Raw genomic sequence first — 24,777 nt, 5'->3', positions numbered from 1 at the left:
CCTACATGGCGGCGAAATTTTTTTGGCGGTCGGCCCTTAATAATCCCGGACAGCCCGCGGGCTCGAGCGAGAGGCCTGAAACGAACTTGCGTCGGCGGTCCCCAATCAGAGCGCAATTCTCGCTGCTCGCGGGCTAGAACAGATGGATCACGCGAACGCCGCTTCAGCCCGAGATGACAATGATCCTCTACTATCAGACCCATTCACCCTTTGCGCGCAAAGCGCTCGTTTTCGCTCATGAGGCCGGCATTGCCGATCGGCTTGAGGTCATTCATCACGAGACCAGTCCGACCCTGCGCAATGCGCGCGTCTACGCCGAAAATCCCCTCGGCAAAGTGCCGGTGCTGTTGCGGCCCAACGCGTCGCCGATCTTCGATTCCGATGTTATCTGCGCCTATCTCGACACGCTGCATGACGGCCGCAAGCTGCTGCCGCAGGATGGCGAAGCGCGCTGGCAGGCGTTGCGCCTGCAGTCGGTTGCCCAAGGCCTGGCTCAGACGGGTATAGCCTTGCGCTGGGAGACGGAAAGAAGACCCGAACAGCTGCGTTATAGCGCTCTCGCCGACGGGTACCGGGAAAAGATCGAGGCGAGCTACGACTGGATCGAAAGTACGCTGGACGACGAGGCGCCGCTCCATGTCGGCCACATCGCCTTGGCCACCACGCTGTCCTGGATGGCGTTCCGCCACCTGCCGCCTTTTCACTCGCGGGCGCGGCTGACGCACTGGTTCGAGGCTTTCGAAAAACGCGTATCGATGCAGGCGACACCGCTTTCAGGTGATACGCATGACTGACTGGCGCCTCGCGAGGTCAGGGGCGGCGGCCGTTTTGCGCGTCGAAGACGTCCGGAAAGCCGATATCCTTGCGCAGCGAGGCAGGCAGTGAAAGCAGGATGCGCTCGCTGCGGTGACGAGCGCGCGCTGCCGCATATCGAGTTGCGACGCGACCGATGGATGAAAGAACCGACATGATAATTCTCCCTGGGTTGGCGCCGGCATCATCGTGTCGGCATCCCAAGGACGTGGCGGGTTCAGGCTATCCGACAGACCGTCGAAATTTTTTTATCGTGGCGTCTGATGGTCTATTCGAATGCTGCCGTACGGACCTACGCAACCCTGAGCGTAGGGATCGCTGAAACATCAACCTCACGCTCTGCGTGCCAGGCATCGAAAGCCGCCTGCATTCGAAGCCAGATCGCGGCTCCGTCGCCGAACAGCTTGCCAAGGCGAGCGGCCACAGCCGGTGAAACCGGCTTCTTTTCGCGGATGATGTCATAGAGATGCTGCCGGGAGATCCCGAGCAGATTTGCAATTTCCACCTTGGTCTTGCCAGTTGCCGGGATAATGTCCTCAAGCAGCGCTCCTGGGTGGGAGGGACAACGCTCAATAGGACGCGTCGGCTCGTGCACGGTCATAAGTCGAACTTCTCCAATCTGGCCGCCTCAGTGATATTGCTCGAAATCGACGCGGGCGGCATCCTTGCCGTCGAACTCGAATGTGATGCACCACGGGCCGTTGACGTGGACCGTGTAACGCATGGGATCGAGCCTTTCAGCGAGTGGAAATCGAAGCCGGGGAGATTCATTTCCTCCGGCTTCTCCGAAGCTTCCAGGCGGTCAAGCCGGACAAGAATGCGCTTGTGCATCTTGGCGTCGATCTTGCCGGTCTTTCCGGTTTGAAAGAGGTCCGACAGCGCCTTGTTCTTGAAGGACTTGATCATGGATAAATGTAAACAGATTGCTTACAAGAAGCAAGGCCTGTAAGCAAATAATTTACATTCCAGTCGACCTCCCTTGGCCTCATCCTGCCGTTTCGGCCACCTCGCGGAAGAAATCCTCGGGATTCTCGACTTCGGTCAGCCGCCGCTTGTCGATCAGCCAGAAGCGGTTGCCGATGGCGCGGATGAAGGAGCGGTCGTGCGAGGCGAGCACGCAGCTTGCCTGATGTGCCAGCAGTTCCGCTTCCAGTGCTTCCTGGCCGTCAATGTCGAGATGGTTGGTCGGCTCGTCGAGCAGGTAGAAGTTGGGATTGGCGAGCCTGAGCGTCAGCATCATCAGCCGCGCCTTCTGGCCGCCGGACAGCATGCCGATCTTTTTCTCCTGCATCTCGATGACCACGCCGGCGCCGGCCAGCAAGGACCGTGCGCGCTGCTCGCCGACATCGTAGCGGCGCGAGACCATCGCCAGCGGCGTGTCGTCGCCGCTGATGCCCGACAGCGCCTGATCGCTGTAGCCGAGCACCGTTGACGGCGTCACCTTCACATTCCGCACCGTGTCCGGTTCGACAATGGCATTGCGGATCAGGGTGACGAAGCGCGACTTGCCGACGCCGTTGCGGCCTAGCAGCACGATGCGGTCGCCCTGGCAGATGTGGCGCTTGCCGGTCCGAAACAGCAGCGTGCCATCGGGTGTTTCGACAGCCGCGTCGTCGAGCGTGATCAGCACTTTGGCGTGGGTGCCGCGATTGGCCAGTTTTATGGCACCCGCCGACTTCTCGCGATGCGCCGGGTTCGCCGCTTCCTCTAGTTTTTCGGCCCGCTGGTTGAGTTGCTTGGTCTTGACCGTCAGCAGATCGCTGCCCGAATTGATGCCGATGTTGTTGAGCTTGGCCGCCTGCCGGCGCAATTGCTGCGCCACCTTCATGTCGCGCTGGAACTTGCGCTCGGTCGAGGCGTCGACCTCGTCGAGCGCCAGCCTGGCGCGGGAGTAGGGCAGGGCAAACACCGGCGACTGTTCCGGGCGCAGGAACAGCGTCCGGTTGGTGGCGGCGTCGAGAAAGGCGCGGTCGTGGCTGGCAATGACGACCGGCACCTCACGCGGCAATGCGTTGAGCCAGGTTTCCAACTGGCTGATGCGAGCAAGGTCGAGATGGTTGGTCGGCTCGTCGAGCAGCAGCACGTCCGGATCTGTCACCCAGACGCGGGCGATCAGCGCCAGTCGCTGCCAGCCGCCGCTCAGCGCCTGCATTGGCCGCTCGCGCATGGGCTCCGGCACATCGAGTGAATCGAGAACCACGTCGACGCGCCACAGCTCGCTTTCAGCCCGCTCGGGCGGCAAGACGTCGGCCACTACCTGATGGAAGCTGCGGGTGAGAAGGGCCGGGGCAACGGATTGCTCGACATGACCGACGCGCAGGCCGCGCGTGCGGGTGATGTCACCGGAGGTCGGCTCCATCTCGCCGGTTAGGCATTTCAGCAAGGTCGACTTGCCGCGGCCATTGGCGGCGACAATGCCGAGCCGGTCGCCGGAGCCGATGGTGAGGTCGAGATTGGCAAATAGCGGCGCACTCATGGTGACGCCGAGGGAGTTGAGGCTGATCAGGGCCATTTTGATTTCTCTGGTCTTGCCGGAGGAAAAGTCCGGCTCAATGCACTTTGACGATGCGCAGGCTGGCCATCAGGCTCGGCGTTGCAACACCACGAAGGGCAGACCAAAAAATCGAAGCGGGAAAAACCCGGACCGTCCCTGGTCAGCCCTGCAAGCAAGCTCGCAGGGCAGAAATCGGGCCACGCTGACGATGGTGACGATGAAACGTAAACACGTGAGCCCTCCTTTCAAGACGTTCGAGTGTGCGGAGCGATTACACCAAAGGCGAGGCTGGTGGCAAGTGGGCGCTGGTTAGCAAAGCGAAGCGCTGAAGCTGCCAATCTCCCCACTCGTGGGGGAGATGTTTGGCAGGACAGAGGGGGGCGCTGTCCTGCCGGCGTTTGAATGACCTACTTCCCCGGCCGTCCGGTCTTGCCGGGCCGGCGTTTGTCGCGGCGGGCGTCGCCTGGATCTTCGTAGGAGCCGATGCCGGCGCGCTGGCGAACGATTGGTTTGCCGTCGCGTTCCTTCGCGCCCCCCTCCGTCCTTCCGGACATCTCCCCCACTTGGGGGGAGATCGGCTGTGGCTTGGCAGGCACTTTTCCCTCGACCGGCTTTTCCGTGCGCCGCACGGTCATCTCATCGAGCGAGTTCTTCTTAAACAGCGGCTTGACCGGCTCGCCGGGAATGCCGAAATCGGAGCCATGCGCTTCCTGCGCCGACTGTTTCTTGAACAGCGAGCGCGACACGGCGCCGGCCGGCGTCGGCATGTCGGTGCCTGGGCCCATATCGTCAATCGAGGGTTTCGAAAACAGCGGCTTTTTCACCGGTACGGCGCCATCGGCGCCCATTTCGTCGAGCGCTGGTTTGCGGAAGAGGTTGGGCCGGGCGGCCCTGGCGGCTTCCTCTGCGGCCTGCGCCGCGTCGAGCTTGCGGAAACGCTCCTGTTCCTCTGCTGTCCGATGTTTGGCCACGCCCTTGTTGTGCTTGCCCTTTTCGCGACCTGAGGCAGGACTTTCCATGTCGGCGTATTTGGCCAGCGGGTCTTCGGAGATGGACAGTTCCATCTCACGCAGGCGCTTGATCTCGTCGCGGATGCGAGCCGCCTTCTCGAAGTCGAGATTGGCCGCGGCATCGCGCATCTGCTTTTCCATCGCGTCGAGATGGGCCTTGAGGTTGTTGCCCATCATGGCGCCGGCACTGTCGGTGAACTGCGAGATGTCGGCGCGGACATGGTCTTTCTCGTAGACCGAATCCAGAATATCGGAGATGCGCGACTTGACCGATTCCGGCGTGATGCCGTTGGCCGTGTTCCACTCCATCTGCTTTTCGCGGCGGCGGTTTGTCTCGGCCATTGCCCGTTCCATCGAGCCGGTCACCTGGTCGGCATAGAGGATGACCTTGCCGTCGACGTTTCTGGCGGCGCGGCCGATGGTCTGGATCAGCGAGGTTTCCGAGCGCAGGAAACCTTCCTTGTCGGCATCGAGGATGGCGACGAAGCCGCATTCGGGAATGTCGAGGCCTTCGCGCAGCAGGTTGATGCCGACCAGCACGTCGAAGGCGCCGAGGCGCAGATCGCGCAGGATCTCGATGCGCTCCAGCGTGTCGATGTCGGAGTGCATGTAGCGGACGCGGATGCCTTGCTCGTGCAGATATTCGGTCAAATCCTCGGCCATGCGCTTGGTCAGCACCGTGACCAGCGTGCGGTAGCCGGCCTTGGTGGTGTCGCGGATTTCGCCAACGACATCGTCGACCTGGGTCTTGGCCGGGCGGACCTCGACCGGCGGATCGATCAGGCCGGTCGGGCGGATGACCTGTTCGGCGAAGACGCCGCCGGCCTGCTCCATTTCCCAGCCGCCAGGGGTCGCCGAGACGGCGACCGAAAGCGGACGCATGGCATCCCATTCCTCGAAGCGCAGCGGCCGGTTGTCCATGCAGGACGGCAGACGGAAGCCGTATTCAGCCAGTGTCGCCTTGCGGCGAAAGTCGCCGCGATACATGCCGCCGATCTGCGGCACGGTGACATGGCTTTCATCGATGAAGACCAGCGCGTTGTCGGGAATGTACTCGAACAGCGTCGGCGGCGGATCACCCGGCTGGCGGCCGGTGAGATAGCGCGAATAGTTCTCGATGCCGGCGCAGGAACCGGTGGCTTCCAGCATCTCGAGGTCGAAGCGGCAGCGCTGTTCCAGCCGCTGCGCCTCGAGCAGGCGGCCTGCGCGCTCGAGTTCGACCAGCCGGTGCTTGAGCTCTTCCTTGATCGACTTGATCGCCTGGTTCAGCGTCGGGCGCGGCGTCACATAGTGCGAATTGGCGTAGATTTTGACGCTTTTCAGCTCGCCGGTCTTCTGGCCGGTCAGCGGGTCGAACTCGGTGATCTGCTCGATCTCGTCGCCGAACATTGAAATGCGCCAGGCGCGATCCTCCAAGTGGGCCGGGAAGATCTCGATCGTGTCGCCGCGCACGCGGAACGAGCCGCGGACGAAATTGATGTCCTGCCGTTTGTACTGCTGGGCGACGAGATCGGCGAGCAGCGCGCGCTGGTCGAGCCGATCGCCGATCTGCATCTGGAAGGTCATCGCCGTATAGGTCTCGACCGAGCCGATACCGTAGATGCAGGACACCGAGGCGACGATGATGACGTCGTCACGCTCGAGCAGCGAACGCGTCGCCGAATGGCGCATGCGGTCGATCTGCTCGTTGATCGAGGATTCCTTCTCGATGAAGGTGTCGGTGCGCGGGACGTAGGCTTCCGGCTGGTAGTAGTCGTAGTAGGAGACGAAATACTCGACGGCGTTTTCCGGGAAGAATTTCTTGAACTCGGAATAGAGCTGCGCCGCCAGCGTCTTGTTCGGCGCCAGGATCAAGGCAGGGCGCTGCGTCTCCTCGATCACCTTGGCCATGGTGAAGGTTTTTCCGGAGCCGGTGACGCCGAGCAGCACTTGGGTCCGGTCGTTGTTGTCGACGCCTTCGACCAGATCCTTGATCGCGGTCGGCTGATCGCCGGCCGGCTCGAAATCCGAAACCATCTTGATGGCAATGCCGCCTTCGGATTTTTCGGGGCGGGCAGGGCGGTGCGGCGTCCACAGCACGCCGTCCTTGTGCAGCGGATTGCCGGATTCGATCAGCGCCGACAGCGCGGCGACGGTAGCGGTGACGCTGCCCGAGGCCATCGTCTCGGCGTCTTCCAGCGAGATGTCGAGACCGGCGACCGGGTTGAGGCCGGCTGCCGTGCGCTCCCTGGCTGACGCCGCGCCACCCATCGAGGTGCCGCGCGAACTGCGTCCCGGCGAGCTTGAGCGCTCGGGTATCTTCTTCGACGGCTTCGGCGATTTGCCGCCGTCGCCCTTGCCGGCAAGACGTCCTTCGTTTTCGGCTTCCTGCTCGATCTGCTCGGCCCAATCCGCGATCGAACCGGTCAGCGGCGTGCCAGAGAGCTCCGGCTGCGGCATCTCGGCGAAGCCGCCTTTGTGCAGCGGCTCCGAAGCGTCGAGGAAATCGGTCAGCGGGCTGCGCCGCTTCGGCGCGGCGCGGTCGTCGTTCGCCGTCGGCGGCGTTTTCTTATCGGGGGATTTGGCCATGTCCCGAATATGGGATTTCCTGGCCAAAATGGAAAGAGCGCGGTGGGGAGAGGCGTGCCGAACAGCGCTGCTCCTGACAGCAGGCTGTCAGGAGCAGGCGGGAAGGTGCGGCCGAAAGCCTCTTGTCGCTACACGCCCCTGGCGGCTGATGCGACCTGCGTCGCCGACCCGTTCAGGCGCGGCACCACGACAAGGCGTTTGATCTTGCCCTTCTTGTAGGCGGCGAGGAAGCGCGCATAGTCCTTGAAGGCGACGCAACCGCTCGACTGGCCGTAGCGGCCTCGAAGCAGGTAGGTATGGGCCAGAAAGCCGTCGCGATTGTATTTGTTGCGGCCATCGGCCGGTGTCAGGCGCAAGGCCTCCACTCCGTGGAAGCGCGTCTCGCGCAGCGACAGATTGTAGGTGTTGGGCGGTGTCGGTCCGCGGTTCTTCTGGTCGGCATAGCGCGGCTGGTCCGTCATGGCGCCGATGCCAGAATGAGCCTCGAGCCTTGAGCCGTCAGGCATGTAGACGGTGCCGGCGCTGATATCGTAGACGGCGACGCCATTTCCGGCTCCGCTTCTGGATCCCGGCGAGTTGAACAGATTTCTGAACGCCTTGCCAAGGCCGCCCGAAGGCGTGTCGGGCTTAGCATAGGCCAGCACATCGCCGCCATCGGCCGGCCGGCCTTGCCGCGTCGGTTTTGCCGGCTGGGCCTGCTGGACCGTCTCGCGTGCCGGCTTCGATTGCTGGGCGGGCTTGGGCTGCTGAACAGATTTGGGCTGCTGAACGGGCTTAGGCTGCTGCTGGACGATTTTGGGCTGCGGCGGGTCGAATTGCGGGCGGCGGGTCGGCAACGGCACGTCGTCGGTCAGCGCGTCCGGCAGCGAGGCGGCATCGCCGGGTTGATCCTGCTGGGTTTCGACGGGTGAAACCGCGACATCGGCTGACGATTCCTCGATCGGCAGCGGTGAGGCGAACGCCTCGTCGTCGGCCGGCAGCGACTGCACGAGGGCAAGCGCCAACTGCGAATTGTCCGGCGTATCGGATTGGGCAAAGCCCATCGGCTGCGGTGCGGTCTGCACGACCACCGAGCCGGTATCCAGCCGGGCGAAACGTTCGGCCGCCGGAACTGGCATGTTATCGGACAGGCTGGCCGTGACCTGGACGGACGGCACCAGCGACGCCTCGGCAATTCGCGGTGCGACGGTGGAGATCACCGGGCGCGTGTTGGCAGTGGCGGCAGGCTTTCCGGCGTCGGCAAAGGCAGCGGCCAGCTTCATCGGCGAAAGCGACGCTTCCATGCGTTCGAAGCGCTCCTGCGCCTTCGACTTCACGGCGGCTGGCATCGGCTTTGCCTGCGCTACAAGGCGTTCGGACTTTTCCGCCCGTGAGCTTACCCTGGCCAGCTTGAAACAGCTGGCACCGCACTGCACCGAATGATCATGCAGGGCCTGAGTGCCGCCATTGGCATTGGCCAGCACGAAGGGTGCTTTCAAGAAGTGCTGTTTCAGCGGATCGGTAAATGCGAGCGATCCCGGCATGGACAGCGTCTGGCGCAGGCCAACCGAAGTCGCCGACAGCGAGGCGCCGACGGAACTGAGGCCGGCCATGGTGCCGATCAGCCAAAGGCCGATGGCGGTGCTGGCGCAGGGCAGCGCGACCCAGCGGGCCACCCGGCCAGCGTTGAAGGAAGAGGAACGCGAAGCATCGACGAACTCGCCGCCCTCACGCTGTCCCCGGTTTTTTTTATGTGTACTCAACAACGCCATGCAACCAATCTCGCTTCAACCGGTTTCCCCGTACGTGGCCTTGAGAGCCGCGACGACCATTCTGTGAGTGATCCCAGGTGGTCCCCGACGCGTTTGCCGCGTCTGTAGTTGGTTGCCGATTGCTTCAAAATATGGACAAAGTTGGTTAATCAATTCCTCTCAAAACCAACGACGAGATGTGGATTTGGGCCAAATTTGGCTTCGTCCACGGCCAGGAAAGTGGTGTTGTCGCCCTTCCGACCTGGTTTTGCTGCCTGTTTTTGGCGGCCGAGTCAAGCAAAACAGCCGCTGCTAATTTTTGCGAAGCGCCTTCGCGCGGCATCTGCAGTGAGGTGACTGCCAGCAGACATCGCTTGGGAAATGCGCCTGTTCCAGTAAAAATGTTGCCGGTCTTGCCAAGATTTCCCCTGCGGAAGGGCCTCAAACATCCCGCCCTCAGTTGAACCAGAGCGCAAAGGTCAGAAACCCGCCGCCGCCGAACTGGCGCTGGATCTGGTCGAAATCGCTGCTGGTGACGAGCTCGCCGCTTTCGAGGTAGGGCGCGATGGCCGGGCCGGTAATCGACAGCACCAGATCGAAGTTTTTCGGGTCATCGAAGAAGCGCTTCATGTTGATGCCAAGGCCCGTGCCGGCGGTGACGCGGAAATGCGGCAGCAACTTGCGGCCCTCCAGGAGATCTTCGGCCATGGTCAGGGCGGCGAGCCAGGCCTGAACCTGCTCCTCGCCGACTTCGAGGCCGGTGAGCGGGTTCTCGCCCTTCTGCTGCGGTCCAGGCAGCCATTCGCGGTCATTGTCGGTCTCGGCGCGGATCGCCTTCCAGTCCTCGCGCGACAGCCGGATCATTTCCAGCAGGTGGCGGCGCGCCGCTTGCCGGCGCTCCGCTTCGACCACCGGCCAGTTGATGAGATGCACCATCGAGATGAAATCGGCGATGCGCCATTCCGAGGAGAAGATGCTCGAGCCCATGTCGCCGGCCGGCGGCACCAGAATATCCTGCAACGGCAGCTTGGCGCGCGGGAACAGCATGTGGAACGAGCCGTCGAAGGTGCTCCTGAAATCATGCGCAAGCCAGAAATCGGCCTGCGCCATCAGGAACTCGGCATAGCCCTGCAGCCAGTATCCGTCGGCGCGGTCGAAGCGGAAGGTGAGCGTGGGGACGGCGTCGTCCGATGTAATGCCGCCACGGGACAACGCGGCGATGATCGCCGCCATGCTCTCGTCCGGCGCGATGGTGCCGTCCTCGTTAAGGTCGATGCCGGCATGGGTGAGATCGATGACCATGCCGATATCGGCATCGGGCGGCACCGACGCAAACGTGGCCGCGGATTTCTCCAGCCGGTCGCGGAAGCCGACCAGGATGGCGCGGAACTGCTCGTAAGTCAGCGGCTCGGGATTGGGATTGTCGGGCACCGGCAACCGCATCAGCGGCAGCATGAAGGATTGCGGGCTTTCGAAACCATGACGGTGCAGGCCGGTGGCCAGGATCTCCAATGCGGTGAAGAACTCGCCCGCCCCGGCCGCATAGGCGGACGCCGGGTCGTTTGGCGCGGCGGCCTCCAGCATCGACAGGGCAGCGTCGCGCGCGGCCACGCTCTTCGCCTCGAACAGTCGGGTAGCCGCTTCGGGCATTGCCGCCGACGCGGAAGACAGCGGCAGGAGCAAAATGAAAGCGGATGTCAGCAGGCCTGCCAGTCGTGTCATCTTTCCCCCAATATTTTCGCAGCGCAAATATACACCATTTGCAACGCCGCGCTTCAACCCGCCCGGAGGACGGTCTACACAGGGCAAACAATTGGGCATCGCGTGTCGAATTATCCGTTTTCCTACAAGCTGTCCTGGCTGCCGCGTTTCCTGAGGCCGTCTCTGGCCGGCGACGTGCAAGACTTCGCGCCGGCGGCGGGAACGCTGATGGATCCGCCGAAGCGGGCGGTGCGGCTTGCCTTTGTCGGGGACATCTCGGCGGTGGCCAACCGCAGCGCGCCGGATTGCGATCCGGCGATCAAGGCGCTGTTCGCCGCTGCCGATCTGGTGATCGGCAATTGCGAAAGCCCTGTTGTGGACAGACCCAGTGCGGCTCTGGGCACCACGCTCGGCACGCATCACGCGATGAGCGAGCGTTTTCTTGATGGGGCGCTGGCGGCGGTCGGCATCCCGCGTGAAAAACTCGTGCTGTCGCTGGCCAACAACCATGTGCTGGATCAGGGCATCACCGGTTTCGACGAGACAATCGCGGCCTTGCGGCGGCTCGGCATCCGCATGATCGGCCTCGTCGCCGACGGTCCGGTTGTGCCGGTCCAGGTTGAATCGGTTGATATCGGCTTCGCCGCCTTCACGCTGTGGCGCAACGCCGATGAAAAACTGTTTGCGGGGCGCGTTTCGATGGACAGCGATCCGGCGCGCTGGCCGCCCGCTGGCTTGGATCTTCTCTGCGCCGTGCCGCATTGGGACTGGGAGTTCCGGCATTTTCCGCGTGCCGAGACGCGGGCGCTGGCCAGGCGGCTGGCCGGGCAGGGCGTCGGACTGATCGCCGGCCATCACGCCCATGTCGTGCAGCCGGTGGAAAGGATCGACAAGGCGGTGGTCGCCTATGGGCTTGGCGATTTCCTCGGCACCGCCTTTGCCCGCCAGCCATGGCCGGGTCGCGTCGGTTCTATCCTCACTGTCGATGTCAGTGCCGATGCCGGTACGCGCGGCACGATCGCATCTTACCGGATGCATCCCTTCATGCGCCTGCGCGCCGGCGACCATGAGCGGCTGGTGTTGGTGGAGGCTTTGGAGGGCCGAATGCGTGACAAGGTCGCGGAGCGACTGAAAGCGATCTTCCCCTCTCCACCAACCGATCAAGGCGTCCGCGCTTAAACGTCTGGCGGCCCCTGCAAAACCAACTATCATGCTCCCGCAGAGGCAAGCTTGCGGGGATAGCGGTGGAAACAGCGGATTTCATGCCGAGCGAAACGGTCATCGCCGGCATCCGGAAAGACATCGCGGCCTATGAAGCGGCGAGGGCGTCGGCAGTCCGGCAAGTGCGCTGGCGGGTGCCGGTGTTCCTCGGACTGGTGCTGGTGGCCGTGGTGCTGGTCGCCTGGCTGTTCAACAAGGTCGCCGACCCCAACGAGCAATGGGTCTCGACGCCGCATGTGTTCCTGTATGTCATCGGCTTCGCGGCTTCGATCCTGCTCTATTTCCAAGCCAGGAAACCGGCGACGCGGCTGCAGCAATCGTTCCGCGAGACGCTGTTGCCGATCATCTTCGGCTTCATCGCCGACATGCGCTACCAGCATGGCGTGACGCCGAATTCCTTCGACCGATTGCCGCGCACGGCGATCGGTCCGTTCAACCGGCAGGCGTTCGACGACATCGTCGCGGGCCGCTACGAGGGGTTTCCGTTCGAGCTCTACGAGGCGCATCTGCGGGAAGGGTCGGGCAAGGGCTCGTCGACGGCCTTTCAGGGCGTCATCGTCGCCTTCGAGACCATCGCGCCGTTCCCCGGCATATTGGTGGCGACGCGCCGGACCAACGCGGTCATCAGCTTCTTTCGCGGCATCTTCGCCAGCAAGCTGCGGGAGCTGTCCAGTGGCGACGTGGCGCTCGACGCCGCGTACGAGTTCCGCACCGACAATCTCGGGGCGGCACAGCCACTGGTGAGCGGCCGGCTGGCGCAGGCGCTGAAATGGCTTGGCGAAACCTGGCCGGACGATCCGGCCCGCGTCGCGCTCAATGGCAGCGATGGGTTCCTGCTGTTGCCGCAGACGAAGAACTTCTTCGAGCTGCCGGATATTTCGGTGCCGCTCGATTACACCACGCATGTCGCGCCGATGATATCGGACATGGGCGCGATGCTGGCGACGGCGGCACTTGTGCGCAAGATCGGCGCGAAGGACGAGATCGATTAGTTGGGCCTCGCTGTCAGCAGTCAAAGCCGTATTGGTCGCGCATGGTGTCCGCCTCCTCTTTCGACATTTTGTTGAACATGACGCAGACGGTGAAGCTGCCGACCTGACGCCCGCCGCGTGTGTATCCCCAGTCGGAAATATCGTCCCTGGTGAATTCCATGTTCTGGCCGAGGACGACGTTGTGCACTTGCTCCGGCTGGTTCGCCAATATGCCGACAAAGCCTGTTTCAGTGCGGCGGAACGGGATGACCCAGAAGTGCTCGCTGACGTTGCCGTCGCGCACCTTGACCTTCAATTTGAACCTGTCGGTGTCGGAGGAAGGAGCCTCGGACAGTGCCAGGAATTCATCCAGGCTGGCGAGCGCCTGCGCTGTCGCTGCCGCCATCTCGGGATCGTCCTCGGTAAACATAATCGTCTTGTCATCGCCCGGATCCGCGCCTTGCGCACAGGCGGACCCCGGCGCAAGCGCTAGCATCAGCGACATCGCGGTCCGGACTGCAAGTTTCATGGAAGGCCCCCTTTCATCGTAACGGCGCACCATCCTGCATCCGTTCCCGATTTTGCAACCGGAGCGCGAGTTTCATCCACTTCGGAGCGGCGAGTTGAGCTGATCCATGAAACAAAATGTGTATCGATGACCGGTCGGCAGTCTGTTTCGTGATGCCGCTCGAGACGGATTGCGGCGGCCGCGCCGTGATCGAAACCGCCCGCCACAATCCGGCTAAACGACTCTTTTCGCGGACAGAAGTCCCCTCATTGGGGGAGCCGAAGCGGCCTGAAATGATCTCGGTCGCAGACAATGTGTCGGAATTAAGCCTATGATATTGTTTGCAAAAATTCACCCAACGTGATTTGCGGAGCGAGCGCTTCCGTTCCAGTTTCAGGCCGTCCGGTGCTGTCGTTTCCCAAGGCGGCCCGGAAAAGTGAAACAGCACGGAGTGCTACCCATGAAGAAGACCCTCGCAACCACCGCCGCTCTGCTCGCCTTCCTCGGCACGGCCTATGCCGCGACCGTTCAGGGCACGATCCAGGCCGTCGACCCGACGACCAAGTCGATCACCCTCGACGACGGCAAGATCTACCAGCTGTCACCGGAAGCGACGATCGGGAAATTGAAGGTCGGCGCCAAGGTGGCGGTGACTGTCGATGACAAGACCGGCATCGTGACGTCGATCAAGAAGGCCTCGTAAGGCGAGAGCATCGCGCGTCGGCAGACCTGCTGACGCAATTTCAGACCCTGTTCCATTCTGGCCGGTCCTCCGGGGACCGGCCATTTTCGTGCCCTCCACCCCTCGATGCCAGGCGGAACGCTGTCCCGGCGGCATCGCTATGGTTTTTGCCAAAAAGCCGCGCTATCCCTTGGCCAACGGGGGATATTCATGGCCGACAAACAAAAAGGGTTTCGCCCGTCGCGGCGATTGCTGCTGGGTGCGGCTGTCCTAGGTGGCGCGGTGCTGTGGGGCGGCAACACCGTGGCGCGGCTGGCGCGCGCGCCTTCGGGGCCGAAGAACGCCGGACGGATAGCCGATATCGACGGCTTCGCGTTGCCTTTGAAGCCGCTGGACAATGCGCCGGCCTTCGATGCGTCGCTGCCCTGGTCGGCAAAAGGCGGCGACATCAACGATGCCAGCGGCCTGTCGATGACGCCGGTCTACGGCGTCGTCGAGGTCAGCGCGGACGAGCACATCGCCAAGGCGCTGGCCTTCGCGCGTGCCAATGGCCTGAAAGTCTCACTGGCCGCCATCCGCCATTCGATGGGCGGGCATGCCTTCGACGACAACGCGCTGGTACTCGACCTCAGAAAGTTCAACAAGGTGACCGTGGATGTGGCGGCGAAGACCATGACCTTGCAGCCGGGCGCGCGCTGGCACGACATCCAGAACCTTCTGCATCCGCGCTTTGCGGTGAAAGCGATGCAGTCGACCGACATCTTCTCGGTCGGTGGCTCGCTGTCGGTCAATGCGCACGGTATGGACCACCAGGCAGGTTCGGTGGCGGGCTCGATCCGCTCGATGCGAGTGATGCTGGCTGACGGCTCGGTGACGACCTGCTCGCCCACCGAGAACACCGATCTGTTCCGCCACGTCATCGGCGGCTACGGCCTGTTCGGCGTGGTGCTGGAGGCGACGCTCGATATCGTCGACAACGCCGTCTACCGCACCTCGCGCGAAATCATCAGATCGGACGATTTTCCGAAATTCTTCGCCGAGGTGCTGGAGCCGAACAAGGATATCGGCCTGTTCTACGGCCATCTGTCGACGGCCCCCGGCAATTTCCTCGAGGACATGATCGTCTACCGCTACGACAAGGTGGCGGAGCAGCCGCCGGCGGATCAGCCTGAGATCGGCGACCCGGGATCGGTCGGGTTGAAGCGGGTGATCATCAACCTGGCGAAATGGGGCAGCCTGTTCCAGGAGTTGAAGTGGTTCACCGAAAAGACGCTGGAGCCGAAATTCGAAAGCTGCACGGTGGCGCGTACTTCGGCCATGGCCGAGGGCGAGGCCTGTCTCGTCACCCGCAACAACCCGATGCACGATTCGGTGCCCTATCTCTTCAACGATCAAATAGAAGAGACCGACATCCTGCACGAATATTTTATTCCACGTGCCGCCTATGTCGAATTCATCGCGGAAGCGCGCGAGATCCTGCGCAACCAGACGCTGCCGGTGCTCAATGCTTCGGTGCGCATCGTCCACAAGGAGGATGTGGCGCTGACCTACGCGCCGGAGCCGGCCTATTCGCTGGTGCTCTACATCAACCAGCCGACCGATGCCGACGGCAACGCCAGGATGCGCGCGCTGACGCGGACGCTGATCGACGTGACGATCAAGCATGGCGGGCGCTTCTTCCTGCCTTACCAGCTGCATTATACGGCCAGGGAATTGCTGGCCTCCTATCCCGAACTGCCGGCCTTCCTGGCGGCGAAGCGGCAGTATGACCCGACGGAACTGTTTTCCTCGACCTTCTACCGTGCCATCAAGGCGCTGAGCGGGGTGGCATAAGAAGCAGGAGAACAGCCATGCGCATGGTATCGGCGGCGGCATTCACCCTCATCGCGCTGTGCGCTGGACCGGCCGGGGGCGAGGATCTCAAAGCCTTCAAGCTGACCATCGACGGGGTAACGATCGATATCGATCCCGGCGAGAGCACTGATGTGACGCTACCCGGCGGTAAGCACAGCAAGGTGACGCTCGAGCGCAACGACTTCGCCACCTTTTCCGGCAGCGTTTTCTCCTTCGTTCACCCCAGCAGCATTTCGGTGACCAAGACCGATCTCGGCGATGATATCACGCAGTATCTGATGGCGTCGGCTCTCGGCACGATCGTCGTCGTGCAGGAATATGGCAAGATGAATCCGGTGTCGCTCAACCAGCTGATGCTGCAGGAGATGACCAAGGAATCGGTGCAGGCCGGCGCCAAGGTGACGCAGGAGCCGACGACGCGCAAACTCGCCGACGGCAAGGAATTGACCGGGATTCGCGCCGAGGTGAAGACACGCACCGACACCGCCGATTTCGAGATCGTCGGCTTCGGCCTGGCCGATCGGGGGCTGCTGTTCATCACCCGCGTTGCCGGCGAGGATGCAGCGACCGAAAAGCCGCTTATCGACAAGTTCTGGCAGAGCCTGAAAGTCAAGCTGCAGCGGGACTAGGCTCGTCTCTCAGTTTGGGTTTCGGGGGGGAATCCATACTTTTGCATAACGGCGGCTCAGTTTATTCTGACGATCCGGATGTTGGAGATCCTGCAGCATGGCGAAGCTCATTTTCAGAATGAACCAGTCCCTCGACGGCTATGTCGACCACCAGAAAATGCCGTCAGGCCCGACAATCTTTCGTCACTGGATAGAGCAAGTGCGCAATTTGAGCGGCAGTGTTTACGGTCGCGGCATGTACGAGGTCATGCGTTATTGGGACGAAGACAGTCCTGAATGGCGCGCGGAGGGGCACGAATTCGCGGCGGCGTGGCGGAGCCAACCGAAGTGGGTTGTGTCGCGCTCGCTGAAGTCGGTCGGCCCCAACGCCACACTTGTCGGGGACGACGTCGAGGCGGTGATAGGTGGGCTTAAGGCTGAGCTCGTCGGGGAGATTTCAGTTTCCGGACCAAACCTGGCACGAAGCCTGACCGACCTTGGTCTTATCGATGAATATCAACTCTACCTCCACCCGTTCGTGCTCGGTCATGGCAAGCCATTCTTCGCCGGCCCCCGGCCGCCGCTTCGCTTTGTGGCCAGCGATTTGATCGGCGATGACGTAATCAGGTTGACCTATGTGCCTGCCTGACCACGCGGTCGTCAAACGCCAGCAGGACTACAGCCCCTTCGGCACCAAGCCGGCCAGCCAGTTCACGGAGCGTTTCGCGGCATCGGCGGTCGCCGAGGCGGCGCGGCCGAGATCGGTCTTGACCACTGTGTAGCCGTTTTTGGTGCGATAGAGCACGCCGGTTCCGCCATCGACCACCTGTTCATAGGCGACGGGCCGGGCGGCGTCGGCTTCCATGGCCGTCGTCGGCGAACCGACCGAGACGCTCGGCCGGTGGCTCAGTTCCGGCGGCAATGGGCTTTCGGTTCTGACAACGCGGCTGGCGGGCTTCAATTCCGGGCGCGACGCGGTCGCGGCCAGCTGCGAGGAGGACGACGAACCCTTTGCGCGGCAGATGCCGGAGACGAGCGGATAGTTGAAATTGCGCTCGTGCATCATCTGGCTTTTCATCGCCGCTTCGCACTCGGCGATGGTCGACCACTTGGCCGGCGTCTCGCCGATATATTCGCAAAGCTTGGCGTCGCAGTCGCAGCCGACAATGGTCATAGCGACAAGGGCGGTCTTGATCACGGTCTTGTCCCTTCGAGATGCCCCCCGGCAACCCATCCATTTCTTCCCATTCCTTCGCGCGCGAACAAGGCGGGATTTGGCCGCGATTGTGGAATGGGCGTGGCGGAGCGCAGGAAATGCATAATCCTGGCCGGGCGTGGCCGAAAGGCCTCAGTAGTCGTAGACGTGTTCAAGCCTGGCGCCGGCCTTGATCAGCGCCGGCAGCACGAGATGTAGCCTGCGCACGGCGACGACCATGCCGGTGCGGCGCGTGGATTGATCGGCCGGGAGCGGATAGCTGAACAGGATGCGCATGCCTTCGGGAACGGCGATCGTATCGGTGGAGAGCACCGTGACCATGATCTCGTCATTGCCGCCGATCTCGACGAAGGAGACGCCCTTGTCGATCAGGCGCGGGATCATTTCGGTGAACACCTGATAGCGCCTGGTGACGAAGATGGTGCCGTCAGCGCCCATGTCGCGTTCGAGCAAGGTGTCGGGCTCGTTGCGGGTGGCTTCGCCGACCGGCCCCTTGGCCCAGACATGGATGTCGAGCAAGGCAGGGTCCATCGTGGCGGCGAGCGCCTTGGTGATCAGGTCGGCATAGCCCTGCTTGATGGTGTCGGCGAGACCGAACGCCAGCTTGCGTTCGCTGGTGCGGATCGAGCTGTCGCCCGGCGCCGGCTGCACGGCAAACAGGCCGTCTCGCTTTTCGGCATAGGGGAACTGATACCAGGGCACCTGGTCGAGAAACCCTGCATAGTCCGCCGCCACCTTGGCCTGATAGATGTCGGCGGCGGTGCGCTTGGCCGTCGTCGCCTCGGTGATGCGGCCGACCGTGTTCTCATAGGCCCACTGCAGGATATGCTCGATCGAGTGGCTGGTGCCGATGATGGCCAGCATCTGGTGGTTGGCGTAGTTGAACTTGTAGGGAGCGCTGGCGCGGATGACCATGGCGTAGTCCTGCCAGAAGCGGCCGACATAGGACCAGTAGGGGAAGCCGCTCGGCTGGTCCTTGTCGACGAAGCCGGCATATTCGCGCGCGGCGTAGACGATCGCCCATTCCGGATAGGTAAGGAAGGTCGATTCCTCCGGCCGCTGGTAGTCCGGAATCTCGGCGCGGACCTTGTCGGCCAGCGCCTTGGGCGGGGCGCCGTCGGCAATTCCGGGCAGCGGCGTCTTGTCGAGCGACGACGTCGTCAGAAAGCCGTAGCTCAGCCCGGCGATCGGGATGAGGATGACGAGGACGATCGCCCACAGGATCGTCTTGATGATGCGCTTCAGCCAGCGGAACAGGAACATGCCAGATCAGGCCGTGGCGAAGTGTTCGTGTATGCGCCTGGCCAGCCGGAAGCCGACATAGACGGCGAAGCCACCGATGACCAGGTGCGGCAGGTTGGCGAAGAAGCGGGCCGGGAATTCGATATCGTTGAGGGAGCGGAAGCCGTTGATGAAGATACCGGCATCGAGGCAGCCGGAACCGGTGACCAGACCGAGCACGCCGTCGAACAGGTAGACCGAACCGAACAGTTTGAAATAGAACACCGCCTGGCGGTGCGAGATGAAGGCGGCGGCCAGCGCCCAGACGCCGGAGAAGGCGTGCAGCAGGTCGTCATACCATTGCAGCGAAAACAGACCGAACAGATTGCCGCCAGCGTCATTGAACGCGGGTATGTAGCCAATGGCGACGACGCCGAAAAACAGGAAAGCATAGGCGACGGCAAGCTTCTGGATCAGCGTCATGAAGTATCCCCCCTCTACGAGTCCGCTTTGCAAACAGACTCTGACGACGCAGCGATACTAACCGATTTTAGCGCGCGGTGAAGCGGCGCCCGCGAGATCGCCGGCGAAGGATATCGAGGGGCAAAAAGACAGTCGGCGCCGGGATTTCTCCCAGCGCCTCCCTGTCAGATCAGGACACGGTCGCGGCAGCAACTTCCGTAAAGTCGTCGCGCCTTGCCGGCCTTGATTTTGACGGTCCTGCCAGTCCGCCGCCCGAGAGCAGCGTCCGTTCGGGACCACGCTGGTTTCCACCCTTGCGGGCTTTGCCCTGCGCACCATCGAAGGTTTTTGCCGTCCTTCATGGCAGCATCGGTCCGCCGTCGGCGTTGGCACGCTTTCCGCGGCCCCGTAGGTCTCGGCTCCATCCCTCGAAACAGGCAAGCCTGCTCTCGCTTCGGGCCGTACGGGCCTCAGGAAATCCGCCTTTCACTTCGCCTTTCGGCTTGATGATCGGTAGCCGCCTGAGATGGGTTTAACCTACGCCGGGTAAGGGTCCTGGGGAATGGCCGGAGGCCTGTGGATAACGGGATTATCGGGGATCAAGCTGGGGTAACGAAATTTTCCTGTCCGCCACGATGGGCGTCATCGGCGGACATTCGGCCTTGCTCTGCGGGCGGGTGCGGTCTTCAATGCCGGCCAAGGATTCGAGGCGCCGAGCGCCTCGATCTTTGCGGGAGGGTTGCTTGAAAGTCGGAGTGGTTCTCAACCCGATTGCCGGTGGGGGCCGGCTGAAACGGCATTGGCCTGATGTCGCCGTGTCGCTGAAAAAGCATTTTGGCGAATTCGAGCTGCGCGAAACGCAGGCGGAAGGTGACGCCGAAAGGCTGGCAATCGATCTCGCGATGATTGGCTTCGACCTGGTGATCGCGGCCGGCGGCGACGGCACTGCCAGCGAAGTGGCCGATGGACTGCTGCAGGCGTTCCAGGAAAGCGGCCGGACCACCGAGCTCGGCCTCTTGCCGTGCGGCACCGGCATCGATTTCGCGCGCGGGCTCGGCCTGCCGAAAGAGGTGGATGCCGTGCTGAAGCGGTTGGCCGAAGCCAAGGGTCGCAAGGTCGATGCCGGGCGCATCTGCTACATCGACGATCACGGCGCGCTGGCCAGCCGGCATTTCATCAACATCGCCAGCCTGGGGCTTTCCGGCGCCACTGACCGCGCCGTCAATGCCGACAAGCGCAAGGGCAGGATGTCGGCCAAGGCGCTGTTCCTGTGGCGCACCGTGGTCGAGTTGATCCGCTACCGCTTCCAGGAGGTCAGCATCACGGTCGACGACGGCGTTCCCGTCGAAGCGCGCATGGCGCTGGTGGCGGTCGCCAATGGAAAGTTCTTCGGCGGCGGTATGATGATCGCGCCGGATGCGGAACTGACCGACGGGCAGTTCGACATCGTCATCCTGCGCGCGGCCGGCAAGCTGAAGCTGATCTGGGATATCCGGCTGCTCTATGGCGGCCGGCACCGCAACCATCCGGCGATCACCATCCTGCGCGGCAGGAAAGTGGTGGTCGAACCGCTCGGTGATGTCGAAAAGAACGGTGCGCTGGTTGACATAGACGGCGAGTCGCCGGGGCGCATACCGGCGACCTTCGAGATCCTGCCGGGTGCGTTGACGCTCAGATACTGAATAAAGCAGTTGACGGATTGATTCAGATGAATCCGCCGATCCAGCCAACTCGCTGAAATCGCTTAATATCCAGCCGGCGTCAGAGTTCGAGCTTGGCCGGGAAACCAGGTGCGCGCAGGTCGGTGCCGACGGCATCTTCCAACAGTTTGACGATCTGGGTCGACCAGGCGCCGCCGCCATAGGCGGCCTTGCCTTGCTGAAAAATCGCGTTGACGCGCGATGCCAGCTCAAGCGGCACGCCTGACTGTTCGCCCATGGCGAGCGCGAAGCCGAGGTCCTTCAGCGCCAGGTCCATGGTGAAGCCGATATCGTAGGAGCCGTTGAGAATGAGCTGGCTTTCGGTCTCGTGGACGAAGCTGTTGCCGGAGGAGGCGACGACGGCGTGATAAGCTTGGGCGAGGTCCAGCCCGCCTCGCTTGGCCAGCATCAGCGCCTCGCCGGCGGCGACGAGGTGAACGAAGGCGAGCATGTTGGTGATCACCTTGATCACCGCCGCCGAGCCGACCGGACCCATCAGGAACGATTTCGCGCACATGGCTTCAATCGCCGGTCGATGACGCTCATAGAGTGCGGCGTCGCCACCGACCAGCGCGGTGATCTTTCCGGCCGCCGCCAGGTGCACGCCCCCGGTTACCGGGCATTCCAAGGTCTCGACGCCCTTGGCCGAGGCGAGTGCCGCAAGGCGAAGAATCTCGTCGCGGCCGTTAGTCGACATCTCGATCCAGGTGCCGCCTTGGGGCAGCCCCTCAAGCAATCCGTCGGGTCCGGCCAGCACCGCTTCGCTGACCTTGGGCGAGGGCAGGCACGTGATGGCATTGCCTGCCCGGGCGGCGGCCTCGGCCGCGCTGTCTGCAGCGGTGGCGCCGAGCGCCACCAGGCGCTCGACGGCGGCGGGATCACGGTCGAAGACGGTGACGGCAAAGCCGTTGCGGATCAGGCTGACGGCAAGGTTGCCGCCGAGATGGCCAAGACCGATGAAGGCGTAGCTTTCGCTCACGGCATCAACGGCGTCTGCATCATCTGCAGATGCAATTCCTTGCCCGTATAGGGATGTGCGTCGCAGACCGCTTCGTTGAGCTCGACGCCGAGGCCGGGCTCCTTCGACGGGATGATTTTGCCGTCCTGCCACTCGATCTTCTTCTTCAGCAGCGTGGCGTGGAAACCGTCCCACTGCTTCAGCGATTCGAGGATGAGGAAGTTGGGCAGCGTTACCGCCAGCTGGATGTTGGCGGCACCGACGATCGGTCCGCAATAGCAATGCGGCGCGATCTGGATGTGGTAGGCCTCGGCCATGGCGGCGATCTTCTTGGTTTCGAGAATGCCGCCGGAGCGGCCGAGGTCCGGCTGAAGGATGGTCGCGGCGCGGTTTTCGATGACACGGGCGAATTCGAACTTGGTCGTCAGCCGCTCGCCGGTGGCGATCGGGATCGAGGTCGCGCGGGCCACTTGGGCCATGACCTCAGGCATGTCCGGCGGCACCGGCTCCTCGAACCACAAGGGATCGTAGGGCTCGATGGCGCGCGCCATGCGCAGCGCGCCGGACGCCGTGAACTGGCCGTGCGTGCCGAACAGGATGTCGGCGCGGGTGCCGACCGCCTCGCGGATCGCCTTGATCATGCGGGTGGACAGGTCGATATCGACGAGGCGCGGCTGATGGCCGTCGAAGGCGGTGTAGGGGCCGGCCGGGTCGAGCTTGACGGCATTGAAACCCTGCTCGACATATTCGAGCGCACAGGCAGCGGCGAGATCTGGATCGTTGTAGACGTTCTTGCCGTGCGCGTCCTCGGAGTGGACGCTGCCGCTGTGCGGATAGAGATAGGTGTAGGAGCGCAGCGTCTCGTGCACCTGTCCGCCGAGCAGTTTGTAGACCGGCTTGTCGGCTTCCTTGCCGATAATGTCCCAGCAGGCTATTTCCAGCGCCGAGAAGCAGCCCATGCCGGACACATCGGGGCGCTGGGTGAAGCCGGAGGAATAGGCGCGGCGGAAGAAGTTCTCGATGTCGTGCGGATCGCGGCCGACGAGATAGCGCTCGGCCATGTCCTCGACCATCCGGGCGGTAACATGGGCCGAGAAGGTGGCGTTGTAGGCCTCGCCATAGCCGACCACGCCACCATCGGTGGTCAGCTTGACGAAGATGAAATACTTGCCGCCGATGCCGGGCGGCGGATTGCCGACAACCCAGGTCTTGACGTCGGTGATCTTCATTCTTGGTCCTCCAGAACCAGTTCGGCGCCTTTCCAACCGGTCATGATCGAGGCGGCGTTGGTGTTGCCGGTGATGTTGTCGGGAAAGATCGAGGCATCGATGACGCGCAAACCTTCCAGACCATGCACCTTGAGGCGGGGGTCGACGACGGCGCGCGCGGGATCCGGCCCCATGCGGCAGGTCGAGACCGGGTGATAGACGGTGCCCGAGCGCTTCCTGAAATCCTGGACCAGATCGGCGTCCGAGGTGATCGACGGGCCGGGCAACACCTCTTCCTCGATGATCTCGGCCATGGCGGGCATCGAGGCGATCTTGCGCACGAATTTCACCGCCGCCAGCATCTCCTCGACATCGGCATTGGTGGAGTAGGCATTGGCCGTTATCTTGGGGTAGTCGCGTGGGTTGGCCGAGCGGATCATGATCTCTCCACGGCTCGACGGGCGGCAGTTGGACAGGCCGATGGAAAAGCCCGGCCATGGGTCCGGCGTCAGGATCGGGCGCTCGCCGCTTTTGGGAATGACGGTCGAGAACGCCTGGAAATAGAGCTGCATGTTTGGCCGCGTCGCCGCCGGGTCGGTGCGAAAGAAGCCACCGGCATTGTTCATCGACAGCGACAGTGGGCCGGAGCGGGTGAGGATGTACTGCATGCCGACCAGCAGCTTGCCCCACCAGGGACGCAGCGTCTGGTTGAGCGTCGGCAGCCGGCCCTTGAAGGTGTAGTTGATGCCGACATGGTCCTGCAGATGCGCGCCGACATTTTCGTTGGCATGGACGACGGGAATGCCCAGGCCCTTCAGTAGCGCGGAAGGGCCGACGCCGGACAGTTGCAGCAATTGCGGCGAGTTGATCGAACCGCCCGACAGGATGATTTCGCGGCCGGCACGCGCCGTCTTCATCCCGCCGTTCTGCTGGTATTCGACGCCGACGGCACGCTTGCCCTCGAACAGGATTTTTGTCGCCAGCGCCTTCATCTCGACGCGGACATTCCCGCGCTTCATCGCCGGGCGCAGGAAAGCGCGCGCCGCCGACATGCGGCGGCCGTTGCGGGTCGAGATCTGGTAGATGCCGACGCCTTCCTGGGCGGCGCCGTTGAAATCCGGGTTGAGCGGCAGGCCAGCCTGCTGGCCGGCGGCGAGATAGCGTTTGGTCAGCGGATGGACTGCGTCCGAACAGTCGGTGACATGCAGCGGGCCGCCCGTGCCGCGCCATCGGTCGGCACCGGCCTGGTTGTCCTCGAGCGCCTTGAACGCGGGAAGCAGATCGTCATAGCCCCAGCCGGGATTGCCGGCGGCGGCCCAGGCATCGAAATCCTCGCGGGCGCCCCTGATCCAGACCATGGCGTTGATCGAGCTTGAACCGCCGAGCAGCATGCCGCGCGGCCAGTGGTCGGTATTGCCGGCGAGGCCCGGATCCGGCTCGGCCTTGTAGTTCCAGTTGACGGCAGGATCGAAGAAGGTCTTGCCGTAGCCGAGCGGCATCTGCACGTAGAAGCGGCGGTCGCTGCCGCCGGCCTCCAGCACCAGCACCGAGAAGCGTCCCGAGGCCGAGAGTTTTTCGGCCAGGACCGAGCCGGCCGAGCCGGAGCCGACGATGATGAAATCATAGGTCTGCATGATGATGCGGGCGGCTCCGGAAAATTGGCTGCAGCCTAGACGCGACGGCATTCCGAAGTCGCCGCGCCATCCGGCATCAGTTGTGAAAAAAGCGACCGTCGAACTGGCCGGGTTTGCGGGGATACCCGACAATCGCGCTTGATATCTACCTTCTCGACAGCCTATGCGATGGCATTATTTTGGCGCATGATTTTCTCCGAAAGTCTGCAACTTTTCGG

Annotated in this window: 22 protein-coding genes and 1 pseudogene; 8 read left to right on the top strand and 15 right to left on the bottom strand. The window is 63.0% G+C overall.

Features of this window, described 5'->3' with window-relative positions; translation table 11 throughout:
- Nucleotides 1–179: 179 nt before the first annotated feature.
- Complete coding sequence (locus tag NKH52_RS11625; protein ID WP_352729984.1) at nt 180–794, top strand: glutathione S-transferase family protein; 615 nt, start codon at nt 180–182, stop codon at nt 792–794.
- A gap of 16 nt (nt 795–810) precedes the next feature.
- Here NKH52_RS11625 and NKH52_RS11620 read toward each other — a convergent pair whose 3' ends face one another.
- The 7 genes and pseudogenes from NKH52_RS11620 to NKH52_RS11590 form a co-directional block, all read right to left on the bottom strand.
- The gene (locus NKH52_RS11620) at nt 811–969 is read right to left on the bottom strand and encodes a hypothetical protein (protein ID WP_127268662.1); all 159 of its coding nucleotides are present in this window, start codon (nt 967–969) and stop codon (nt 811–813) included.
- A 136-nt stretch (nt 970–1,105) separates the two neighbouring features.
- On the bottom strand, nt 1,106–1,414 hold the full coding sequence (locus tag NKH52_RS11615) for a HigA family addiction module antitoxin (protein WP_023809789.1): 309 nt from the start codon (nt 1,412–1,414) through the stop codon (nt 1,106–1,108).
- A 27-nt stretch (nt 1,415–1,441) separates the two neighbouring features.
- Nucleotides 1,442–1,719 (bottom strand): annotated as a pseudogene (locus NKH52_RS11610) (type II toxin-antitoxin system RelE/ParE family toxin).
- Nucleotides 1,720–1,798: 79 nt separating this feature from the next.
- Nucleotides 1,799–3,325: an ABC-F family ATP-binding cassette domain-containing protein gene (locus NKH52_RS11605; RefSeq protein WP_352729982.1), complete on the bottom strand. Its 1,527-nt coding sequence runs from the start codon at nt 3,323–3,325 to the stop codon at nt 1,799–1,801.
- Between the two features lie 389 nt (nt 3,326–3,714).
- The gene (gene uvrB / locus NKH52_RS11600) at nt 3,715–6,885 is read right to left on the bottom strand and encodes an excinuclease ABC subunit UvrB (protein ID WP_352729981.1); all 3,171 of its coding nucleotides are present in this window, start codon (nt 6,883–6,885) and stop codon (nt 3,715–3,717) included.
- 128 nt (nt 6,886–7,013) lie between these two features.
- On the bottom strand, nt 7,014–8,636 hold the full coding sequence (locus NKH52_RS11595; RefSeq protein WP_352729979.1) for a DUF2778 domain-containing protein: 1,623 nt from the start codon (nt 8,634–8,636) through the stop codon (nt 7,014–7,016).
- A gap of 435 nt (nt 8,637–9,071) precedes the next feature.
- On the bottom strand, nt 9,072–10,337 hold the full coding sequence (locus NKH52_RS11590; RefSeq protein ID WP_352729977.1) for a hypothetical protein: 1,266 nt from the start codon (nt 10,335–10,337) through the stop codon (nt 9,072–9,074).
- A gap of 102 nt (nt 10,338–10,439) precedes the next feature.
- Here NKH52_RS11590 and NKH52_RS11585 point away from each other — a divergent pair, with 102 nt between their 5' ends.
- A complete protein-coding gene (locus tag NKH52_RS11585) occupies nt 10,440–11,495 on the top strand; it encodes a CapA family protein (protein ID WP_352729975.1) in 1,056 nt (351 codons plus the stop codon).
- Nucleotides 11,496–11,578: 83 nt separating this feature from the next.
- Nucleotides 11,579–12,529 (top strand): hypothetical protein, encoded by a 951-nt coding sequence (locus NKH52_RS11580; protein ID WP_352729973.1) that lies wholly within the window; start codon nt 11,579–11,581, stop codon nt 12,527–12,529.
- Between the two features lie 13 nt (nt 12,530–12,542).
- Here the strand turns inward: NKH52_RS11580 and NKH52_RS11575 are convergent, their stop codons facing one another.
- Together NKH52_RS11575 and NKH52_RS11570 are read right to left on the bottom strand one after the other, a co-directional pair.
- Entirely contained in the window at nt 12,543–13,037 is a 495-nt protein-coding gene (locus NKH52_RS11575; protein ID WP_352729971.1) for a YegJ family protein, read from the bottom strand.
- A 13-nt stretch (nt 13,038–13,050) separates the two neighbouring features.
- Nucleotides 13,051–13,464 (bottom strand): hypothetical protein, encoded by a 414-nt coding sequence (locus NKH52_RS11570; protein ID WP_352729969.1) that lies wholly within the window; start codon nt 13,462–13,464, stop codon nt 13,051–13,053.
- 12 nt (nt 13,465–13,476) lie between these two features.
- Between NKH52_RS11570 and NKH52_RS11565 the strand changes: the two genes are divergently transcribed.
- The 4 genes from NKH52_RS11565 to NKH52_RS11550 all read left to right on the top strand — a co-directional run bounded on the left by NKH52_RS11565 (nt 13,477) and on the right by NKH52_RS11550 (nt 16,809).
- Complete coding sequence (locus NKH52_RS11565; RefSeq protein WP_013530037.1) at nt 13,477–13,719, top strand: DUF1344 domain-containing protein; 243 nt, start codon at nt 13,477–13,479, stop codon at nt 13,717–13,719.
- A gap of 189 nt (nt 13,720–13,908) precedes the next feature.
- A complete protein-coding gene (locus NKH52_RS11560; RefSeq protein ID WP_352729967.1) occupies nt 13,909–15,531 on the top strand; it encodes an FAD-binding oxidoreductase in 1,623 nt (540 codons plus the stop codon).
- Between the two features lie 17 nt (nt 15,532–15,548).
- The gene (locus NKH52_RS11555) at nt 15,549–16,181 is read left to right on the top strand and encodes a hypothetical protein (RefSeq protein WP_352729966.1); all 633 of its coding nucleotides are present in this window, start codon (nt 15,549–15,551) and stop codon (nt 16,179–16,181) included.
- Between the two features lie 97 nt (nt 16,182–16,278).
- Nucleotides 16,279–16,809 (top strand): dihydrofolate reductase family protein, encoded by a 531-nt coding sequence (locus tag NKH52_RS11550; protein ID WP_352729964.1) that lies wholly within the window; start codon nt 16,279–16,281, stop codon nt 16,807–16,809.
- A 27-nt stretch (nt 16,810–16,836) separates the two neighbouring features.
- On the opposite strand, the gene NKH52_RS11545 is transcribed toward NKH52_RS11550, so the two are convergent.
- The 3 genes from NKH52_RS11545 to NKH52_RS11535 form a co-directional block, all read right to left on the bottom strand.
- Nucleotides 16,837–17,358: a hypothetical protein gene (locus NKH52_RS11545; protein ID WP_352729963.1), complete on the bottom strand. Its 522-nt coding sequence runs from the start codon at nt 17,356–17,358 to the stop codon at nt 16,837–16,839.
- A 150-nt stretch (nt 17,359–17,508) separates the two neighbouring features.
- Nucleotides 17,509–18,639: a hypothetical protein gene (locus NKH52_RS11540; RefSeq protein ID WP_352729961.1), complete on the bottom strand. Its 1,131-nt coding sequence runs from the start codon at nt 18,637–18,639 to the stop codon at nt 17,509–17,511.
- Between the two features lie 6 nt (nt 18,640–18,645).
- Nucleotides 18,646–19,080 carry a hypothetical protein gene (locus NKH52_RS11535; RefSeq protein WP_127294990.1) on the bottom strand — a complete coding sequence of 145 codons (435 nt, stop codon included), beginning with the start codon at nt 19,078–19,080 and terminating at the stop codon, nt 18,646–18,648.
- A 722-nt stretch (nt 19,081–19,802) separates the two neighbouring features.
- On the opposite strand from NKH52_RS11535, the gene NKH52_RS11530 reads away from it, so the two are divergent.
- Nucleotides 19,803–20,741 (top strand): diacylglycerol/lipid kinase family protein, encoded by a 939-nt coding sequence (locus NKH52_RS11530; protein ID WP_352729959.1) that lies wholly within the window; start codon nt 19,803–19,805, stop codon nt 20,739–20,741.
- 79 nt (nt 20,742–20,820) lie between these two features.
- On the opposite strand, the gene NKH52_RS11525 is transcribed toward NKH52_RS11530, so the two are convergent.
- The 3 genes from NKH52_RS11525 to NKH52_RS11515 are packed head-to-tail and all read right to left on the bottom strand — an operon-like array spanning nt 20,821 to nt 24,559.
- Nucleotides 20,821–21,738 carry an NAD(P)-dependent oxidoreductase gene (locus NKH52_RS11525; RefSeq protein WP_352729957.1) on the bottom strand — a complete coding sequence of 306 codons (918 nt, stop codon included), beginning with the start codon at nt 21,736–21,738 and terminating at the stop codon, nt 20,821–20,823.
- Nucleotides 21,735–22,946 carry a mandelate racemase/muconate lactonizing enzyme family protein gene (locus NKH52_RS11520; protein WP_352729955.1) on the bottom strand — a complete coding sequence of 404 codons (1,212 nt, stop codon included), beginning with the start codon at nt 22,944–22,946 and terminating at the stop codon, nt 21,735–21,737. The genes NKH52_RS11525 and NKH52_RS11520 overlap by 4 nt, the downstream gene beginning before the upstream one ends.
- Nucleotides 22,943–24,559, bottom strand: a complete 1,617-nt coding sequence (locus NKH52_RS11515; RefSeq protein ID WP_352730157.1) for a GMC family oxidoreductase — start codon at nt 24,557–24,559, stop codon at nt 22,943–22,945. The genes NKH52_RS11520 and NKH52_RS11515 overlap by 4 nt, the downstream gene beginning before the upstream one ends.
- Between the last annotated feature and the right edge of the window lie 218 nt (nt 24,560–24,777).

Source organism: Mesorhizobium sp. M1066, assembly GCF_040318635.1.
GTDB lineage: Bacteria > Pseudomonadota > Alphaproteobacteria > Rhizobiales > Rhizobiaceae > Mesorhizobium.
The sequence above is the reverse complement of the archived record's forward strand: the minus strand, read 5'-3'. Positions and strand labels throughout refer to the sequence as shown.

Coding starts and splice junctions, on each gene's coding strand:
- NKH52_RS11590 (WP_352729977.1), bottom strand. CDS start 10,337: ATGACACGACTGGCAGGCCTGCTGACATCCGCTTTCATTTTGCTCCTG.
- NKH52_RS11560 (WP_352729967.1), top strand. CDS start 13,909: ATGGCCGACAAACAAAAAGGGTTTCGCCCGTCGCGGCGATTGCTGCTG.
- NKH52_RS11535 (WP_127294990.1), bottom strand. CDS start 19,080: ATGACGCTGATCCAGAAGCTTGCCGTCGCCTATGCTTTCCTGTTTTTC.
- NKH52_RS11540 (WP_352729961.1), bottom strand. CDS start 18,639: ATGTTCCTGTTCCGCTGGCTGAAGCGCATCATCAAGACGATCCTGTGG.
- NKH52_RS11620 (WP_127268662.1), bottom strand. CDS start 969: ATGTCGGTTCTTTCATCCATCGGTCGCGTCGCAACTCGATATGCGGCA.
- NKH52_RS11515 (WP_352730157.1), bottom strand. CDS start 24,559: ATGCAGACCTATGATTTCATCATCGTCGGCTCCGGCTCGGCCGGCTCG.
- NKH52_RS11605 (WP_352729982.1), bottom strand. CDS start 3,325: ATGGCCCTGATCAGCCTCAACTCCCTCGGCGTCACCATGAGTGCGCCG.
- uvrB (WP_352729981.1), bottom strand. CDS start 6,885: ATGGCCAAATCCCCCGATAAGAAAACGCCGCCGACGGCGAACGACGAC.
- NKH52_RS11625 (WP_352729984.1), top strand. CDS start 180: ATGATCCTCTACTATCAGACCCATTCACCCTTTGCGCGCAAAGCGCTC.
- NKH52_RS11550 (WP_352729964.1), top strand. CDS start 16,279: ATGGCGAAGCTCATTTTCAGAATGAACCAGTCCCTCGACGGCTATGTC.
- NKH52_RS11615 (WP_023809789.1), bottom strand. CDS start 1,414: ATGACCGTGCACGAGCCGACGCGTCCTATTGAGCGTTGTCCCTCCCAC.
- NKH52_RS11565 (WP_013530037.1), top strand. CDS start 13,477: ATGAAGAAGACCCTCGCAACCACCGCCGCTCTGCTCGCCTTCCTCGGC.
- NKH52_RS11575 (WP_352729971.1), bottom strand. CDS start 13,037: ATGAAACTTGCAGTCCGGACCGCGATGTCGCTGATGCTAGCGCTTGCG.
- NKH52_RS11520 (WP_352729955.1), bottom strand. CDS start 22,946: ATGAAGATCACCGACGTCAAGACCTGGGTTGTCGGCAATCCGCCGCCC.
- NKH52_RS11580 (WP_352729973.1), top strand. CDS start 11,579: ATGCCGAGCGAAACGGTCATCGCCGGCATCCGGAAAGACATCGCGGCC.
- NKH52_RS11595 (WP_352729979.1), bottom strand. CDS start 8,636: ATGGCGTTGTTGAGTACACATAAAAAAAACCGGGGACAGCGTGAGGGC.
- NKH52_RS11555 (WP_352729966.1), top strand. CDS start 15,549: ATGCGCATGGTATCGGCGGCGGCATTCACCCTCATCGCGCTGTGCGCT.